The sequence below is a fragment of the Streptomyces sp. NPDC048461 genome (assembly GCF_055587105.1).
Genome location: NZ_JBVJGW010000001.1, coordinates 246861 through 264368 on the forward strand (window position 1 = coordinate 246861; position 17508 = coordinate 264368).

14 protein-coding genes and 1 pseudogene are annotated in these 17508 nt (G+C 75.0%); 11 read left to right on the forward strand and 4 right to left on the reverse strand.

Features of this window, described 5'->3' with window-relative positions:
- Nucleotides 1-100 precede the first annotated feature (100 nt).
- Entirely contained in the window at nt 101-856 is a 756-nt protein-coding gene (locus tag ACZ6S8_RS01130; protein ID WP_469451307.1) for a DUF4097 family beta strand repeat-containing protein, read from the forward strand.
- Nucleotides 857-932: 76 nt separating this feature from the next.
- On the opposite strand, the gene ACZ6S8_RS01135 is transcribed toward ACZ6S8_RS01130, so the two are convergent.
- The gene (locus ACZ6S8_RS01135; protein WP_469451309.1) at nt 933-1751 is read right to left on the reverse strand and encodes an SGNH/GDSL hydrolase family protein; all 819 of its coding nucleotides are present in this window, start codon (nt 1749-1751) and stop codon (nt 933-935) included.
- Entirely contained in the window at nt 1738-2307 is a 570-nt protein-coding gene (locus ACZ6S8_RS01140) for a PadR family transcriptional regulator (protein ID WP_469451311.1), read from the reverse strand. Before ACZ6S8_RS01140 ends, ACZ6S8_RS01135 begins: the two co-directional genes overlap by 14 nt.
- 86 nt (nt 2308-2393) lie before the next feature.
- Between ACZ6S8_RS01140 and ACZ6S8_RS01145 the strand changes: the two genes are divergently transcribed.
- The 3 genes from ACZ6S8_RS01145 (at nt 2394) to ACZ6S8_RS01155 (ending at nt 6025) form a co-directional block, all read left to right on the forward strand.
- On the forward strand, nt 2394-2822 hold the full coding sequence (locus ACZ6S8_RS01145; RefSeq protein WP_469451312.1) for a nuclear transport factor 2 family protein: 429 nt from the start codon (nt 2394-2396) through the stop codon (nt 2820-2822).
- Nucleotides 2823-3039: 217 nt separating this feature from the next.
- Complete coding sequence (gene lon / locus ACZ6S8_RS01150) at nt 3040-5451, forward strand: endopeptidase La (protein ID WP_469451314.1); 2412 nt, start codon at nt 3040-3042, stop codon at nt 5449-5451.
- A gap of 133 nt (nt 5452-5584) precedes the next feature.
- On the forward strand, nt 5585-6025 hold the full coding sequence (locus ACZ6S8_RS01155) for a MarR family winged helix-turn-helix transcriptional regulator (protein ID WP_267717866.1): 441 nt from the start codon (nt 5585-5587) through the stop codon (nt 6023-6025).
- Between the two features lie 102 nt (nt 6026-6127).
- Here ACZ6S8_RS01155 and ACZ6S8_RS01160 read toward each other — a convergent pair whose 3' ends face one another.
- Nucleotides 6128-6901 carry a hypothetical protein gene (locus ACZ6S8_RS01160; RefSeq protein ID WP_469451315.1) on the reverse strand — a complete coding sequence of 258 codons (774 nt, stop codon included), beginning with the start codon at nt 6899-6901 and terminating at the stop codon, nt 6128-6130.
- A 399-nt stretch (nt 6902-7300) separates the two neighbouring features.
- On the opposite strand from ACZ6S8_RS01160, the gene ACZ6S8_RS01165 reads away from it, so the two are divergent.
- From ACZ6S8_RS01165 to ACZ6S8_RS01185, 5 genes are read left to right on the forward strand one after another with little or no spacing between them, the layout of a single operon-like run.
- The gene (locus tag ACZ6S8_RS01165) at nt 7301-10423 is read left to right on the forward strand and encodes a sensor histidine kinase (RefSeq protein ID WP_469451316.1); all 3123 of its coding nucleotides are present in this window, start codon (nt 7301-7303) and stop codon (nt 10421-10423) included.
- Nucleotides 10420-10893: a roadblock/LC7 domain-containing protein gene (locus tag ACZ6S8_RS01170; protein WP_469451317.1), complete on the forward strand. Its 474-nt coding sequence runs from the start codon at nt 10420-10422 to the stop codon at nt 10891-10893. Before ACZ6S8_RS01165 ends, ACZ6S8_RS01170 begins: the two co-directional genes overlap by 4 nt.
- Nucleotides 10890-11294, forward strand: coding sequence for a DUF742 domain-containing protein (locus ACZ6S8_RS01175; RefSeq protein ID WP_469451318.1), 405 nt, complete (start codon nt 10890-10892; stop codon nt 11292-11294). Before ACZ6S8_RS01170 ends, ACZ6S8_RS01175 begins: the two co-directional genes overlap by 4 nt.
- Nucleotides 11275-11895, forward strand: a complete 621-nt coding sequence (locus ACZ6S8_RS01180) for a GTP-binding protein (protein ID WP_469451319.1) — start codon at nt 11275-11277, stop codon at nt 11893-11895. Before ACZ6S8_RS01175 ends, ACZ6S8_RS01180 begins: the two co-directional genes overlap by 20 nt.
- 27 nt (nt 11896-11922) lie before the next feature.
- Entirely contained in the window at nt 11923-13257 is a 1335-nt protein-coding gene (locus ACZ6S8_RS01185; protein WP_469451321.1) for a styrene monooxygenase/indole monooxygenase family protein, read from the forward strand.
- Here ACZ6S8_RS01185 and ACZ6S8_RS01190 read toward each other — a convergent pair.
- Nucleotides 13233-14360, reverse strand: a pseudogene (locus ACZ6S8_RS01190) (C40 family peptidase); the annotation flags it as partial. The gene ACZ6S8_RS01185 and the pseudogene ACZ6S8_RS01190 sit on opposite strands and share 25 nt — an antisense overlap.
- Before the next feature lie 292 nt (nt 14361-14652).
- Between ACZ6S8_RS01190 and ACZ6S8_RS01195 the strand changes: the two are divergent.
- Together ACZ6S8_RS01195 and ACZ6S8_RS01200 are read left to right on the forward strand one after the other, a co-directional pair.
- Nucleotides 14653-16017, forward strand: a complete 1365-nt coding sequence (locus ACZ6S8_RS01195) for an FtsW/RodA/SpoVE family cell cycle protein (RefSeq protein WP_469451323.1) — start codon at nt 14653-14655, stop codon at nt 16015-16017.
- Complete coding sequence (locus ACZ6S8_RS01200; RefSeq protein WP_469451325.1) at nt 16014-17495, forward strand: penicillin-binding transpeptidase domain-containing protein; 1482 nt, start codon at nt 16014-16016, stop codon at nt 17493-17495. The genes ACZ6S8_RS01195 and ACZ6S8_RS01200 overlap by 4 nt, the downstream gene beginning before the upstream one ends.
- Nucleotides 17496-17508 lie beyond the last annotated feature (13 nt).

The following is a 17508-nucleotide window of genomic DNA, read 5'->3' on the forward strand; positions in this document are numbered from 1 at the left end:
GCGGCGCGGGCGGGGGGCGGCGCGGGCGGGGGTTAACCCCACCCGGGGTCCGGGTACCGGCACCATCGGCCCGGGGCGCCGCGGCGCCGACGATGGGGACATGACCCTTCACGCCGCGTCAGTTCGCCCCGCCCCCGCCGCAGTCGCCGTCCTCGGCGCGGCGCTCCTGCTCGCCGGATGCACCTTCGGAGAGGCGGTCCGCACGTCGGTCGCCGCCGACGCCACCGTCACCGAGGCCGTCACGGCGGTCCGGCTGACGGGGGTCCGGTCCGGCTCGGTCGAGGTCACCACCGGGACGGGCCCGGGGGTCGCCGTGCGGCGCACCGTCCACTACCGCGGGGCCACCGCTCCGGAGGTCGGCCAGCAGGTGACCGGCGGCGTCCTGACGTTCACCTCCGGCTGCTCGCGCGACTGCTCCGTCGACTACCGCCTGGAAGTGCCGGCCTCGGCCGGGGTCACGATCGAGGCCGGCAGCGGCCGCGTCACGGTGACGGGCGTGGCCACCGCCGACGTCGAGTCGGCCTCGGGCGACGTGCGGGCCGACGCGATCACGGGCCCGCTGAAGGTCCGTACGTCCTCGGGCACGATCACCGCCACCGGGCTGGCCGGGCCGAGCGCCGACGTCCGCTCGCACTCGGGGGACGCCCGCCTGGACTTCACCCGCGCCCCCGCCTCGGTCAGCGCCGAGAGCACCTCGGGCGACGTCACCCTGAAGGTGCCCTCCGGCCCCTACCGGGTCGCCGTGTCCACCACCTCGGGCGACCGCGACGTCACCGTCCCCACCGACCCGGCGGCGGCCTCCCGCCTCACGGCGAAGACCACCTCGGGCGACGTCCGCGTGGGGGCGCTCGGCTGAGGGGCGCCCCGTACGCCCCGCACATCCCGTACGCGCCGTTCGTCCCGCGCGCCCGCCGGGGATCGCGGGACGGTCCTCAGGGGGTCCCCTCCGGGTCGTGCCGGATCCCCGGCGGGACCACGGGCAGGAGCAGCGGCCGCTTCGCCGACCGGCCGTCGCCGCTGGAGCGGCCGCGCAGCCGGCGGACGGCCCAGGGGCCCAGGAACCCGGCCGCCCAGCGCAGTTCGGCCGCCACGGCCGCCGGCGCACCGGGGAGCGGCCGGACCGGCAGCGGGTGCGTCCAGGCGTCGCTGCTGCCCGGTACGCCCAGCGCGTGCGCGGCGGCCGCGGCGATCCGCTCGTGGCCCAGGGGGCCGGCGTGCAGCCGGTCGGCCGTCCACAGCCGCGGGTCGGTGCTGACGGTGTGCCCGCCGGTCTCGACGACCGTCACCCCGTGCCGGGCCGCCGCGGCGCGGACGCGGGCGTTCAGGTCGGCCACGCGGGGCGCGAGGGGGCGGGCCATGGGGGCGATCCGGCCGATGTCGGGGAAGGCGAGCGTGGCCACGCGGGCCCCGGAAGCGGTGAGCGCGGCGAACACCGCCTCCAGCTCCCCGGCCACCTCCGCCGGGTCGAACCGGGGCCGGAGCAGGTCGTTGAACCCGGCGACGACGGTGGCCAGATCGGGCCGCAGGGCCAGGGCGGGCCCCAGCTGTTCGCCGCGGACCTGCCGGGCGAGGCGGCCGCGCACGGCGAGGTTCGCGTACTGCAGTCCGGGGCCGACGGCGGCGAGGTGCTCCGCGAGCCGGTCGGCCCAGCCGCGCAGTCCGGCGGCGTCGTCGCCGTCGCCGACGCCCTCGGTCTGGCTGTCGCCCAGGGCCACGTAGCGCGCGTACCCGGGGTACTCAGTGCTCGCCACGGGGCGCCTGCCTCTCCCGCAGGACCGCGGCGGTGCTCCGGCACCAGTCCCGGTGCTCCTCCTCGAAGGCCAGGCCGCGCCGGCAGGTGAGGTACGGGCCGATCGGCCGGCCGTGGCGCAGGAACTCCTCCTCGTCCGCGTCGCCGCGCAGGCGGACGAGCAGCTTGGAGAGCAGCTCGATCTTCGCCTCGGCGGCGGCCGCACGCGCGTCCAGCTGCTCGATCACCGGCCCCGTGCCGAGGCGGTCGACGGCCTGGACCTTGACCAGCAGGTCGTCCCGGATGAAGGAGGGCTTCGAGGGAACCGCCGCGAACCGCTCCAGCTCGGCGATGCCCGGGTCGGTGACGCGGAACAGCCGCTTGTTGGGCCGGGACTCCTGGACCACCTGCCGGCCGACGACCATCCCCTCGGCCTCCAGCTTGGCCAGCTCGGCGTACAGCTGCTGGGGCTGGGCGTGCCAGAAGTTCGCGACGCCCAGGCCGAACTCCTTGGCCAGCTCGTACCCGCTGAAGTCCCCGCCCAGCAGAGCCGCCAGCACGGCATGTCTCAAAGCCACCGCGGCGCCCCCTTCCGCTCTCTCGTCCGGACCCGCATCCTACTCATGAACAAGACTAGTCATGCTTTTGAGTATCTGGAGGGTCCATGGAAACCGCCGCACGCTTCCGCGCAGCCGTCGAGACGCGCGACCTCGCCGCACTGACGGAGCTGTTCACCGAGGACGTCCGCCTGTACAGCCCGGTGAAGTTCACCCCCTTCGAGGGCCGGCCCGCGGTGCTCGGCCTCCTCGGCGTGCTGCTGCGCACCTTCGAGGACTTCCGCTACGTCGGCAGCCTCGACGGCGCGGCCGAGACGAGCGCGGACGGCAAGGAGGCGCCGTCGCAGATCCTGATCTTCCGGGCCACGGTCGAGGGCAAGGAGATCCACGGCATCGACCTGTTCCAGCTCGACGGGGCGGGCCTGATCAAGGAGATGACGGTGATGGTCCGGCCCCTGTCGGCCGTCCAGACCCTCGGCGCGGCCGTCCTCCGCGGCCTCCAGGCCGACGGTCCGGCCCCCCGCCCCGCCTCCTGACCCCGGAGCGCCCCCGCCCTTCCCGCCCGGCGGGGGCGCTCCCCTCCCCCCTCCGTCCGTCCTCCCTCCCTCCGTCCGCCCCCGCCCGGCCGTCCCGGCACCGCCCGTCACCCGAGGTCACGGCGCGTTCGCCCGGGGCGAACGGGGTGGGGGGAACATTGAGGGGCTCACGTGCATTGAGTCGGCATAGCTCAACTTCACTGCCGGAGGGAAGATCATGGCTTCGACGTCCGAAACGCTCATCCTGCCCGTGCTGCCGCTCGACGACGAGGTCGTGCTGCCGGGGATGGTCGTGCCGCTGGACCTGTCCGACGCCGAGGTGCGGGGAGCCGTGGAAGCGGCCCAGGCCGCCGCGGGCGGCGGGAAGCCCCGGGTGCTGCTCGTGCCGCGGGTCGACGGGACGTACGCCGCGACCGGGGTGCTCGGGACCGTCGAGCAGGTGGGACGGCTCTCCGACGGCGACCCCGGGGCCCTCATCCGCGGCCGCGGGCGCGTCCGCATCGGGGCCGGCACCACCGGGCCCGGCGCCGCGCTCTGGGTCGAGGGCGAGAGCGCCGACGAGGACGTGGCCGAGCCGCTGCCCGGCGCCGTGGCCGAGCTCGTCAAGGAGTACAAGGCCCTCGCCACCAGCTGGCTCAGGAAGCGCGGGGCCTGGCAGGTCGTGGACCGGGTCCAGCAGATCGAGGGCGTCTCCGCCCTCGCCGACAACTCCGGCTACTCGCCCTTCCTGACGCTGGCCCAGAAGGTGGAGCTGCTGGAGACGGCCGATCCCGTCGCCCGCCTCCGGACCGCCGTCAAGGCGCTCAGCGACCACCTCGCCGAGCAGGACGTCGCCGAATCCATCGCCAAGGACGTTCAGGACGGCGTCGACAAGCAGCAGCGCGAGTTCCTGCTCCGCCGCCAGCTGGAGGCCGTCCGCAAGGAGCTGCGGGAGATCAACGGCGAGGAGTCCGGCGAGGAGTCCGACGACTACCGCGCCCGCGTCGAGGCAGCCGACCTCCCGGAGAAGGTCCGCGAGGCCGCGCTCAAGGAGGTCGAGAAGCTGGAGCGGTCCAGTGACCAGAGCCCCGAGGGCTCCTGGATCCGCACCTGGCTGGACACCGTCCTCGAACTGCCCTGGAACGAGCGGACCGAGGACCGGTACGACATCCGGGGCGCCCGCGCCGTGCTCGACGCCGAGCATGCCGGGCTGGGCGACGTGAAGGACCGCATCACCGAGTACCTGGCCGTCCGCAAGCGGCGCGGCGAGCGCGGCATGGGCGTCATCGGCGGCCGGCGCGGCGGCGCGGTGCTCGCACTGGTCGGCCCGCCCGGCGTCGGCAAGACCTCCCTCGGAGAGTCGGTCGCGCACGCCATGGGCCGCAAGTTCGTCCGGGTCGCGCTGGGCGGCGTACGGGACGAGGCCGAGGTGCGCGGACACCGCCGGACCTACGTCGGCGCCCTGCCGGGCCGGATCGTACGGGCCGTCAAGGAGGCCGGCTCGATGAACCCGGTGGTCCTCCTCGACGAGATCGACAAGGTCGGCTCCGACTTCCGCGGCGACCCCGCGGCCGCCCTGCTGGAGGTCCTGGACCCCGCCCAGAACCACACGTTCCGCGACCACTACCTGGAGGTCGAGCTCGACCTCAGCGACGTGGTCTTCCTCGCCACCGCCAACGTCCTGGAGTCCATCCCGGAGGCCCTGGCCGACCGGATGGAGCTCGTACGGCTCGACGGGTACACCGAGGACGAGAAGGTCGTCATCGCCCGCGACCACCTCCTGCCGCGCCAGCTGGAGCGGGCCGGGCTCGCCGCCGACGAGGTGGTCCTGGAGGAGGACGCGCTGCGCAGCCTCGCCGGGGAGTACACCCGCGAGGCGGGCGTGCGCACCCTGGAGCGGTCCCTCGCCCGGCTGCTGCGCAAGGTGGCCTCCCAGCACGAGCTGGGGGAGCGCGAACTGCCGCTGCGCATCGGCGCCGGCGATCTGCGCGGGCTGATCGGGCGCCCGCACCACGTTCCGGAGTCCGCCCAGGACCCGGCCGAGCGGCGCACCGCCGTTCCCGGCGTGGCCACCGGCCTGGCGGTCACCGGCGCCGGCGGGGACGTGCTGTTCGTCGAGGCCTCGCTCGCCGACCCGGAGACGGGCGCCGCCGGGCTCACGCTCACCGGCCAGCTCGGCGACGTCATGAAGGAGTCGGCGCAGATCGCGCTGAGCTTCCTGCGCTCGCACGGCGCGGAACTGGAACTGCCCGTGGCCGACCTGAAGGACCGGGGCGTGCACATCCACTTCCCGGCGGGCGCGGTGCCCAAGGACGGGCCGAGCGCGGGCATCACCATGACGGCGGCGCTCGCCTCGCTCCTGTCCGGACGGCAGGTCCGCACGGACGTGGCGATGACCGGCGAGGTCTCGCTGACCGGCCGGGTGCTGCCGATCGGCGGGGTCAAGCAGAAGCTGCTGGCCGCGCACCGGGCCGGGCTGACCACGGTGATCATCCCGAAGCGGAACGAGGCGGACCTGGACGACGTCCCGGCGGAGGTGCTGGAGGGGCTGGAGGTGCACCCGGTGACCGACGTACGGCAGGTCCTGGAGATCGCCCTGGTGGGGGCGGAGACGGCGGCGCCCACGGCGCCCGTGACCGCGGCCGCCTGACCGCGGCCGCCTGACCGGGGGCGGCCCGGCCGCCGTCCGGACGGCCCGGAGTCCCGCTGCGGCGGGGCCCCGGGCCGCCGGTGTGTCCGCTGCGAAATACTGGGCGCCCACCCCACCACCGAAGGAGCGGTACGTGCACGGGAGCGAAGACCAGGAGTTCCTTGCCCTGGAGCGGGAGCTGTCCGTCTTCCTCCGGCGGGCCCGGGCCTCCTCCGGGGAGATGGCCCGCGAGCTCCACCCCGAACTGGAACCCGCCGCGTACGGGCTCCTCACCCGCCTGGAAGCCGCCGGCCGCCAGCGGGCCACCGAGCTCGCCGCGTACTTCGGCGTCGGCAAGGCCACCATGAGCCGCCAGCTGCGGGCCCTGGAGGTGCTGGGCCTGGTGGCCCGCGAGCCGGACCCGGCCGACGGACGGGCCTTCCTGGTCGGCCTCACGGACGAGGGCCGCGAACGCTTCCTGCGGGTGCGGGACGCGCGGCGCGAGCAGTACATGCGCAAGCTCGCCGACTGGGACCGCGGCGAGGTCGCGGAACTGGCCCGCCTGCTGAACCAGCTGAACGCCGGAGCCGAATAGCAACAGCCGGTCCGCGCCCGCCCGGTCCGCGCCCGCCCGGTCCGCGCCCGCCCGGTCCGGGACCGCCCGCCCCTCGGGCGCGCCCGCCGTGCCCCCGCTCGGCTACAGCTCCGCGTACGCCGCCGACGCGTCGTCGTGGCGCTTGTGGCGGGCCCGCGGACGCGCCGGGTCGGACTCGACGGCGCGGACCCGGGCGATCAGGCCCTGCGCGCCCTCCTTCCGCAGGACCGCCAGGCACTGCGCCCAGTCGCCCTCCCCGAACGTGTCCGTCCACCGGCTCGCCCCGTCCGTCAGCGCGGCCACCGCCCGGACCTCGCCGCGCGGGGTGCGCCCCGTCACCGCGCGGGCCGCCACCGCCGGGTCCGCGGCCGCCGTGAAGAAACCGCCCTCCGCGTTCCGCAGCGCGTCCGTCGCGGCCACCGACCGGAGCACCTCCCGGGGCACCCGGTCCAGCCGGTCGTCGAGCACCGCCGTCACCGCGCCGTCGGGCGCCTGGAGGAGCAGGACGGAGTCCGAGAGCACCAGGTGCTCCACGTACGCCGCGTCCCACCGGACGACGACCACCGTCGCCTGCGGCGTCCGTACGTGAGAAAGGTCACAGGCGTCGCCGTGGGCCCCTGCCGTGGCGCGGACGGCCTCCGCCAGGATCCGGTCCAGCGGCAGGTCCGGCCGCGATCCGGACAGTTCGGTCAACCGGCCGCCGAGCCGCGCCGCGAACCACGGCACCCCGTGCACGCATCCGTCCCCGTCCCGCGGCGGGGTGACCCCGTCCAGGGCCACCAGTACGCCCCCGCCCGCGGCGGGGATCGCGGCCGACAGCCAGTCCTCATTGGGGCGTTCCGGGTCGCCGGGGGCCGAGGCGAGGTCGATGCGCATACGGACATACTGCCCCTGGGCGACCCGGGGAGCGCGGGCAGGTCCGGACCGATTCCCGGGCCCGTCCGGCCGTCCCGCCGGGTGCCGCGGCGGGCCCGCCCGGCCCGGGAGGGCGGCGGCGGCCGAGCTGTGGGCGGGCATACTGCCAAAGCCCCCGTCGATCTTTCAACCGCCTGTCCACGGACGCGCTCTGACACCGGGTGCCCGAGTTGGTCGCCAACTCATCCGTGATGTTCACTCGTTCGAGTGGCCGGGTGAGCGATGGGCGGCTCTCTCCCCAACACACTGCAAAGGTCTGTGGCGGTACGAGGAGGCAGGGGGCGTTTACTTGTTGACCGGCCGTTACCTCGGCCACACGAGTAGACGAGCAAGAGCACACGTACAGGATTGCGAGCACCGGTGCAGAAGAAGCGGTCTCGGAAGAACGGCACCGCCATCGACGGCCCGGCACCCGCAGGACGCCGCGTCCGCGTGCGCCGCAGGCTGGTCGTAGGCGTAGCCGTCGCCGGCCTCACCGTCCTCGTGGCCGGCGCGCCAGCCGTCGTCTCCGCCACGAGAGAACTCAACGACTCCCAGAACCTGGTCGTCCTCGCGGAGCAGACCCGGCAGAGCCTCACCCTCGCGCACCTCCTCGGCGACGAGCGCGACGCGGTCGTCGAGTACGCCGCCAAGGGCCGCCCCGGCTCCGCCAAGGGGCCCGTGGACGAACGCGCCGCCCGGACCGACCGGCAGATCACCGAGGTCCAGGCCGACGCCGACGAGCAGACCGCCCGCGCGCTGGGCCGGCTCCGGGCCGTCCGTACCGAGGCCGTCGACGGCAAGGGCAGCGCCCTCGCCGCCCACCAGGCGTACGCCGGCCTCATCGCCGAACTCCTCGCCCCCGGCGACCGGCTCACCGAACTCACCCCGCCGCGCGCCGTCGGCGCCCTCGCCACCACCCGGCCCATGGCCCCCCTCGGCCAGGCCGTGGAGCAGGCCTCCGCCACCCGCGGACTGCTGCTGGCCGCACTGGCCGTCCCGAAGGGCGAGCAGTCGGCCAACGCCGCGGTCGTGGACGAGCTCACCACCGCCGCGCAGCGGGCCCGGGTACGGGAACAGGCGGCCCTGGAGGACTTCGCCCGGGCCGCCCGCCCCGACGTGCGCCAGACGCTGGCCGCCACCGTCACCGGGCCCGAGGTCAAGACGGCCGACGACTACCTCAAGCGCCTCACCGACCGGCCCACCCTGACGCCGGCCGACCGCAGGACCGACGGCGCCGCCGTCGGCGCCGCGCTCACCTCCCGCCTCGACCGCATGCGGTCCGTGGAGTCGACGCTCGCGGGCCAGCGGGCCACCGCGCTCGCCTCCCTGCGCGACGACGACGTCACCCGGCTGGAAACCGTGGTCGCCCTGCTGGGCGTGCTGTTCCTCTTCACCGTCGGCTTCTCCACCGCCATCGCGCGCTCGCTGACCCGGCCGCTGTCCGTCCTGCGCCGCGGCGCGGAACGGCTGGCGACGCCCGAGGGCTCGGTGGAGCCGGTCCGGTTCACCGGCCGGAACGACGAGTTCGCCGAGGTCGTCCGCCACCTCAACGCCGTACGGGACCAGACGGTCTCCCTGCACACGCGGATCGCCGGGCTCGACGCCGACCGCCGCCGCCTGATCGGCCGCAACGAGGCGCTGACCGGCGGCCGCGAGGTGCTGGAGGAGGAGCTGACGAAGCTCCGGGCGGGCCTGGAGGAACACCGCCGCGTCATGTCGACGACCTCGGTCTCCCTGTCGCTGCGCACCCTCGGCCTGGTGGAACGCCAGCTCGCGGTCATCGAGGAGCTGGAGTCCAAGGAGCAGGACCCGGACCGGCTGGCGACGCTGTTCAAGCTCGACCACCTGGCGACCGTGATGCGCCGCCACAACGAGAACCTGCTGGTGCTCGCCGGCCAGGAACACGGACACGGCCAGGCGGCACCGGTGCCGCTGGTCGACGTGATGCGGGCCGCCGTCAGCGAGATCGAGCGCTACGAGCGCGTCGACCTCGCGGCGCTGCCCTCCTTCACCCAGGTCGCCGGGCACGCTGCCGACGACATCTCGCACGTGGTCGCCGAACTCCTGGAGAACGCCACCACGTTCTCGCCGCCGGACGCCAAGGTGAAGGTGTCCGGGTGGCTGCTGGAATCCGGTGACGCCGTGCTGTCCGTCGTCGACGAGGGCATCGGGATCACCGAGGACCGGCTGGAGGCGCTGAACTCCCGGCTGTCCACCCCCGAGGCGTACGACGAGGAGCCGGAGGCGGAACACGGCCTCGGCCTCGGCCTGTACGTGGCCGGGCGGCTCGCCGCGCGGCACGGGGTCACCGCCGAACTGCGGGCCCCCCGCCACGGCGGCACCGAGGCCCTGGTGGTCGTACCGGCCGCGCTGCTGCCCGCGACCCCGCCCACGTCGGCGGTCCACGCGCTGGGCACGCCGGGATCGTCAGCGCTGCACCTGCCGGGTGCGGTCGCGGAGGCGAACGAGAACACCCTGCCGACCCGCCGGCGCGGCGAAGCCCCCGCCGAGGAGGCCCAGGCGGCTGTTTCGGCGGAACCCGCGGAACCCGCGGCGCCCGCCGCGCCCGGCTGGGCCGTCGACGAGGCCGACCGCGCCGCGTACGCGGACCACGCGGACCACGCGGACCACGAGGCCGCGTACGCGGACGCCACCGCGGCCCCGGCCGCCGAGCCGTACACCGAGCCGGACGCGGGCGGGTCCGGTGCGGAGCCGGAGGACGGGCCGTTCCCGGCCGCCGCCCGGCCCGAGGCCACCGCGGCCGTGCTGCCGCTGTCCGCCATGCCCGCCGCCGCGGAGGCGCCGGGTACCGACCCGGCACAGGACACCGACGGGACCTCCACCGTTCCGGCGCCGAGCCCGGCCGCGGACGCCGAAGGCGCCCCGTACACCGCGCCCGCCGAAGAGCCGCCCGCCCGGGTGGTCCCGGACACCGACGGCGCCGCGGAGCAGGTGCCCCCGGCCGACCAGGTGTTCACCGTTCCGGCCGGCCCCGAGCCCGCGGAGCAGCTCCTCGCCCGGCTGGTCCCCGACGCGGAGCCCACCGCCCCGGAGCGCGCCCCGGACGCCGTGCCGGACCCGGCACCCGAGCCCGCGCCCGCGCCCGCGCCGGAGCCCCTGTCCGCCCCCCTGCCGGAGCCGGCCGCGGAGTCCGCCCCCGCGCCGGAGGCCGACCCGCACACCCACGCCGCCGCCGAGGGCAACTGGCTGCCGCGCCAGGGCAGCCACCCGGCCGACCCCGCCGAGGCCGTCACCGACAAGGGCCTGCCGAAGCGGACCCCGCGCGCGGTGGCCGGCGCCCGTACCGAGGAGCCGCGGCCCGAGCCGCCGCGCCGGGTCGACGCCGACGAGCTGCGCCGCCGGCTCGGCGGCTTCTACCAGGGGGCCCAGGACGGACGCCGCGTCGTCGCGGCCGAACTCGCGGGCGACCAGGACCACACGCAGGACCGGGGGCAGGGTCAGACCGACCAGGGGGACACCGCACAGGAGGCACGCACATGACCGCGCCCAGTACGTACGGACTGAGCACCCAGGCCCGCAACCTGCAGTGGCTGCTGACCGACCTGGTGGAGGAGGTGCCCGGCGTCAACTCCGTCGCCGTCGTCTCCTCGGACGGGCTCCTGCTGCTCTCCTCCGAACCAGGAGCGGAGTCCCCGCAGGGCAGGCCGAGGGGCCCGCGCGGGGCCTCGGCCGACCTGGCCACCATCGTCTCCGGCCTGGGCAGCCTCACCACCGGCGCCGCCGACCTCATGGACGGCGGCTCCGTCAAACAGACCATGGTGGCGATGGAGCACGGCTCCGTCTTCGTCATGGCCATCAGTGACGGCTCCCTGCTGGGCGTGCACGCCACGCCCGACTGCGACATGAGCGTCGTCGCCTACCACATGGCCCTGTTCGTCGGCCGCGCCGGCCACGTCCTGACCCCCGAAGTCCGCAGCGAGCTGCGCCAGTCGATGGAGAAGACCCCGTGAGGAGCCCGGCCTCCGACCTGCTGCCGATACCCGGCCTGCCCGTCCGCGGCGCCGATCGCCGCCCCGCCCGCGTCCGCCCGTACTCCCTCACGGGCGGCCGCACGCGGTTCGCGCACGTCCTGCTCGTCGAGACCTTCGTCGCGGCCCTGGACACCAAGGCGTCGGACCCGCAGAAGCCCGACCGGATGCCCGAGATGCCCGCCATCGTCGAGGTCTGCCGCCGCATGCGCACGATCGCCGAGATCGCGGCGCTGCTCAAGCTGCCCCTCGGCGTGGTCCGGGTCCTCGTCAGCGACCTCGCCGACCAGGGAAGGCTCCGCGTCTACGGCACCGGCCACGGCACCGGCCGTCCCGAACGCGCTCTGCTCGAAAGGGTGCTCAGTGGGCTCCGCCGTCTCTGACCGTCCGGCGCCGGCCGAGGAATCCGTACAGGCCTGGCAGTACGACCGCTCCCGCGCCCCCGTCGCCGTCAAGGTGCTCGTCGCCGGCGGCTTCGGCGTCGGCAAGACCACGTTCGTCTCCTCCGTCTCGGAGATCGCCCCGCTGCGCACCGAGGCGGTGATGACCGAGGCCAGCATCCCCACGGACGACCTCTCCGCGACCCCGGAGAAGAGCACCACCACCGTCGCCATGGACTTCGGCCGCGTCACCCTGGACGACGACCTCGTGCTGTACGTGTACGGGACCCCGGGCCAGGAGCGGTTCTGGTTCATGTGGGACGACCTGGTGCGCGGCGCCGTCGGGGGGATCGTGCTGGCCGACACCCGCCGGCTGCGCGACAGCTTCCCCGCGCTCGACTACTTCGAGAGCTGCGGCCTGCCGTACGCCGTGGCCGTCAACCACTTCGAGGGCACCCGCGCCTACGAGCCGGACGACGTGCGCGAGGCGCTCACCGTCCCGCCCCACGTCCCCGTGGTGATCATGGACGCGCGACGTCGCGCGACGGTCGTCGAGGCCCTGCTGACGCTGGTGTCGCACGCCCTCGACAGCACTCCCGAATAGCCCGACGAGACGCGAATCGAGAACGACATGCGCAAGATACTCGTGGTCGGAGCCGGCCAGTCCGGTCTCCAGCTCGCCCTCGGACTCCAGTCGAAGGGCTACGACGTCACCCTCATGTCCAACCGGACGGCGGACGAGATCCGCACCGGGCGGGTCATGTCCACGCAATGCATGTTCGACACGGCGCTCCAGCACGAGCGGGACCTGCGGATCGACTTCTGGGGGCAGCAGGCCCCCCGGATCGAGGGCGTGGGCGTCTCCGTCGGTGCACCCGACGCCGGCCGGCCGGTCGACTGGCTCGGCCGCCTCAAGGGGTACGCGCAATCCGTCGACCAGCGCCTGAAGATGGCGGGCTGGCTCGACGCCTTCGTCCAGCGCGGCGGGCAGCTGGTCATCCACGGCGCCTCCGTCGCCGACCTGGACTACTTCTCCCGTACGTACGACCTGGTGCTGGTCGCGGCCGGCAAGGGCGAGCTGGTGTCCATGTTCGGCCGGAACGCCGCCCGTTCCCCGTACGACGCCCCGCAGCGCGCCCTCGCGGTCAGCTACGTGCACGGCCTCGGGCCGCGCCCGGAGCACCCGGAGACGGAGGCGGTCCGCTGCAACCTGGTCCCGGGCGTCGGCGAGCTGTTCGTCATGCCGACCCTCACCCTCTCGGGCCGCGCGGACATCCTGTTCTGGGAGGGGGTGCCGGGCGGTCCGGTGGACGCGTTCAACGGCGTCAAGGACCCGGCGGCGCACCTGGAGCTCACGCTGGAGCTGATGCGGACGTTCACGCCGTGGGAGCACGCCCGGGCGGCGGACGTGGAGCTCACGGACGCGCACGCCACACTCGCCGGCCGCTACGCACCGGTGGTCCGCAACCCGATCGGCCGGCTGCCGGGCGGCGGCCTGGTCCTCGGCGTCGCCGACGTGGTCGTGGCCAACGACCCGATCACCGGGCAGGGCTCCAACTCCGCCTCGAAGTGCGCGGCCTCGTACCTGTCGTCGATCCTGATGCACGGGGACAAGCCGTTCGACGAGGCGTGGATGAAGGCCACCTTCGACAAGTTCTGGTTCACGACCGGCAAGCCGGTCACCCAGTGGACGAACGCGATGCTGGGGGTCCCGCCGGAGCACGTGCTGAACCTGATCGGCGCGGCCGGGCAGCTCCAGCCGGTGGCGGACCGCTTCGCCAACGGCTTCGACAACCCGGCCGACTTCGACGGGTACTTCTACGACCCCGAGGACGCGGCGGACTACCTGGCCGAGGTCGCGGCGGCGGTGGCCGGCCCGTCATCCGGCTCGGAGCCCGCCGGCTCGGCACCGGAGCCGGACGCCGCGGACGCCCCGGCCCCCTCGGGAGCCTCCTCCGCCGAATAGCCGGTGTCGTCGCCCCCCGCCGCGTCCGCCCCGGGCAGCGGCGGCGGGACGAACCGGTCGAGCGGCGCTCCGTCCGGGTCCGGCCGCACCGCGCCCAGCAGCGGGTTCGCCGCGATCGGCGACACCTTGACCCGGGCTCCGGGGCGCGGGGCCTGGATGACCTTGCCGTCGCCGACGTACAGCCCCACGTGCGTCGCCTTGGGGAAGTACACGACGAGGTCCCCGGGCCGCAGCCGGTCCAGCGGCACCCTGGGCAGCCGGGCCCACTGCTCCTGGCTGGTACGGGGGATGGCGCGGCCGGCGTGCGCCCAGGCCTGCGAGGTCAGCCCGGAGCAGTCGAAGGACGCCGGCCCCTCGGCGCCCCACACGTACGGCTTCCCGATCTGCGCCGCCGCGTAGGTGAGCGCCGCCCCGCCGGCGGCGGTGGGCGTGCCGGTACGGGCCGGCAGGCGACCGGAGTCCACCAGCGCGCGCTGCGCGCCGGCGGTGACCGCGGCCTCGCGCGCGCCGAGCTGCGCGAGCTGTTCGGCGCTGAGCGAGGCGAGCAGCCGCTCGACCTCCTTGAGCTGGACCGCGACCTCCTCCTTCTGCCGCTTCTGCCGCGCGGCCAGCGCCCGCTGGTCGTCCAGAGCCTTGCGGGCCCGGGCGGCCAGCGAGCCGGCCCGCTGCTCGCCGCGGGCGAGCCGGTCCAGTACGCCGGCGCGGCGGTTGCCCTCCCGGGCGGCGAGCCGGTGCTGGTCGAGGGCGGCGCGCGGGTCCCGGGCGAGCAGCATGCGGGCGTACGGGGCGAAGCCGCGGGCGGCCTGGTACTGCTCGCGGGCCAGCCGCCCGGCGAGCGCCTTCTCCGCGTCGAGCGCGCCGCGGGCCCTGCCGAGCTCACCGCTGAGCCGGTGCTCCTCGTCGAGCCGTGCGCCGAGCGCGCTCTCGGTGGCGTTGTACGCCTCCGTGGCCTCCTCGGCCTTCTGGTACAGACCCTGGAGCCGGGTGAGCAGGACGCCGACCGGCTCGGCGGACGGGAGGGGCTCGGCGGTGGCGGCGGGGGTCGGGCAGGCTGCGAGGAGCAGCGCGGCGATACAGGCGGCACGGAGCGGCCGATGTGACATGGAATCACCTCCGGGGCGGCCGATGCTGCCACGCCCGGTATGACAAATCGCCCAACAGGGTCGGCGGGCCCGACCGGGGTCACCCGGGTGGCGGGGTGGGGCCCCGCGCCGCCCCGCCCCCTCGCCCCGCCCCCGCCCTCGCGGCCGCGGGGCCGTCGCTCCGCGGGGGCGAGGGCGATCGGCGGCACGGGCTCCGCAGGGCTCCGGCGCTGATTCCGACCGCTTGTGACGACTCTTCGGCACCCTATGACATAAACGGACATACCATCCGTCCGCTTGCTACGTTTCCCCCATGACCGCTCTGACGGCGAAGGTGGCGGAGCCCGCGCCGCCGCCTCCCGACGCCCGCGCCCCCCGGCGTCGCGGCGTCGAGCTGACCCTCCTCGCCGGGGCCGTCCTGATCGCCGCCCTCGGTCATGTCCACGTCGGCCTCGCGACCACGGGCGACGTCCCCCGCTCCGCCGCCCGCTACGCGGGCGGGCTGGCCGCCGCCGCGCTGCTCGCGCACCTGGCCGTCCGCCGCTGGGCCCCGTACGCCGACCCCGTCGTGCTCCCGATCGCCTTCCTGCTCAACGGCCTCGGGCTGGTCCTCATCCAGCGCCTCGACGTGACCACCCCCGCCCACCTCGCCGCCGGCGACCAACTCCTCTGGTCCGCGCTCGGGGTGGCGCTGTTCGTGCTCGTCGTCGCCCGGCTCCGCGACCACCGCGCGCTCCAGCGCTACGCGTACGTCTCGGTGACCGCGGCCCTCGCGCTGATGCTCGTCCCCGTCTTCTTCCCGGCGGTCAACGGCGCGCACATCTGGATCCGGTTCGCCGGACTCTCCTTCCAGCCGGGGGAGTTCGCCAAGATCCTGCTCGCCGTCTTCTTCGCGTCCTACCTCGCCGCGAACCGCACCGCGCTCGCCCTCACCGGCCGCACGCTGTTCTGGAAGCTCCGCCTCCTGCCCGGCCGGGTGCTCGGCCCGATCCTCGCGATCTGGCTGCTCAGCGTCGGCGTCCTGGTCCTGGAGCGGGACCTCGGCACCTCGCTGCTCTTCTTCGGACTCTTCGTGATCATGCTGTTCACCGCCACCGGACGGATCGGCTGGATCGCGATCGGCCTGGTCCTGGCGGGGATCGGCGCCTACGCCGTCGGCACCTTCGAGCCGCACGTGAACAGTCGCGTGGACGACTGGCTGAATCCTTTCGCCTCCATCGAGCGCGGCGAGGGCCCCGGCCAGCTCGCCCAGTCCCTCTTCTCCTTCGGCGCCGGCGGACTCCTCGGCGCCGGGCTCGGCCACGGACAGTCCTTCCTCATCGGCTTCGCCGCCAAGTCGGACTTCATCCTGGCCACCGCCGGTGAGGAGCTCGGCCTCGTCGGCCTCACCGCGATCCTCCTGCTGTACGGGCTCCTCGTCGCCCGCGGCTTCCGCGCCGGACTCGCGCTGCGCGACCCCTTCGGCCGGCTGCTCGCCACCGGGCTCGCCTCGATCGTCGCCCTCCAGGTGTTCGTCATCGCCGGCGGCGTCACCGGGCTGATCCCGCTCACCGGCATGGCCATGCCCTTCCTGGCCCAGGGCGGTTCCTCCGTCGTCACCAACTGGATCATCGTCGCCCTGCTGGTCCGGCTGAGCGACAGCGCCCGCAGGCCCGAACCGCAGGAGGCCGCCGCGTGATCCGCTACATCCGCTGGTGCGCGTACTTCTGCGCGCTGCTGCTGGTGGCCCTGCTCGTCAACATCGCCCGGGTCCAGGTCTGGGAGTCCGCGGCCTACGGCGCGAACCCCGCCAACAAGCGCCCCGTCATCGAGCGGTACGCCGAACCGCGCGGCGACGTCCTGGTCGACGGCCGGCCGGTCACCGGTTCCCGCGACAGCGGCCAGCTGCTGCGCTTCGAGCGGACGTACCTCAACGGCCCGCTCTACGCGCCCGTCACCGGCTACTCCTCCCAGACGTACGGGACCAGCTTCGTCGAGCGCGCCGAGGACGCGGTCCTGTCGGGCACCGATCCGGGACTCTCGGCCTTCCCCCTCTGGTACGACCTCACCCGCGGCCGCCCGGGCGGCGGGAACGCCGCCACCACCATCCGCGCCGGGATGCAGGAGGCCGCGTACGCGGGCCTCGCCGGCAAGCGCGGCGCGGTCGCGGCGGTGGAGCCGGCCACCGGGAAGATCCTGGCGCTGGTCAGCAGCCCCTCGTACGACCCGGCCGCACTGTCGGGGACGGGCGGCCGGGTCAAGGCGGCCTGGGAGCGGCTGAACGCGGACCCGGCCAAGCCGATGCTGAACCGGGCGCTGCGCGAGACGTACCCGCCGGGCTCCACCTTCAAGATCGTGACGGCGGCGGCCGCCCTGGACTCGGGCGCGGTCACCGACGTGGACGCGCCGACCGAGACCCCCGACCCCTATCCGCTGCCCGGCACCAGCACCCTGCTGCCCAACGCGGGCACGGGCTGCCAGGACGCCTCCATGGCGGACGCGGTGCAGTGGTCCTGCAACACGGTGATGGCGAAGATCGGGGTGCGCGTCGGGCTGCGGGGGATGGTGGAGGCGGCGCGGCGGTTCGGGTTCAACGACGAGGGGCTGCGGGTGCCGTCGTGGGTCTCCCGGTCGAACTTCGACACCGACATGAGCCAGGACCAGCTGGCCCTGTCCTCGATCGGGCAGTTCAACACGAAGGCGACGCCGCTGCAGATGGCGATGGTGGCGGCGGCGGTCGCCAACGGCGGCGAGCTCAAGGCCCCCTACCTGGTGGACCGCACCACCCAGGACGACGGCTCCCAGGTCCGGCGCGGGGACCAGCGCTCCCTGGGCCGGGCCATGAACCCGGCGACCGCCCTGCGGATGCAGGAGCTGATGGTGAAGGTCGTGGAGAGCGGTACGGGGCGCAACGCGGCCATCCCCGGCGTGGTGGTCGGCGGCAAGACCGGCACCGCGCAGCACGGTGTCGGCAACGCGGGGACCCCGTACGCCTGGTTCATCTCCTGGGCGAAGGCGGAGGGCGGCGCCGCCCTCCCGGCGGTCGCGGTCGCCGTCGTCGTCGAGGACGCGTCGGCGGTGCGCGGCGACATCAGCGGCAACGGGGCGGCGGCGCCGATCGCCCGCTCGGTGATGCAGGCGGCCCTGTCCGCCCCGCCGCCCCCGCCCGCCCGGTGAGCGGGGCGCCGGG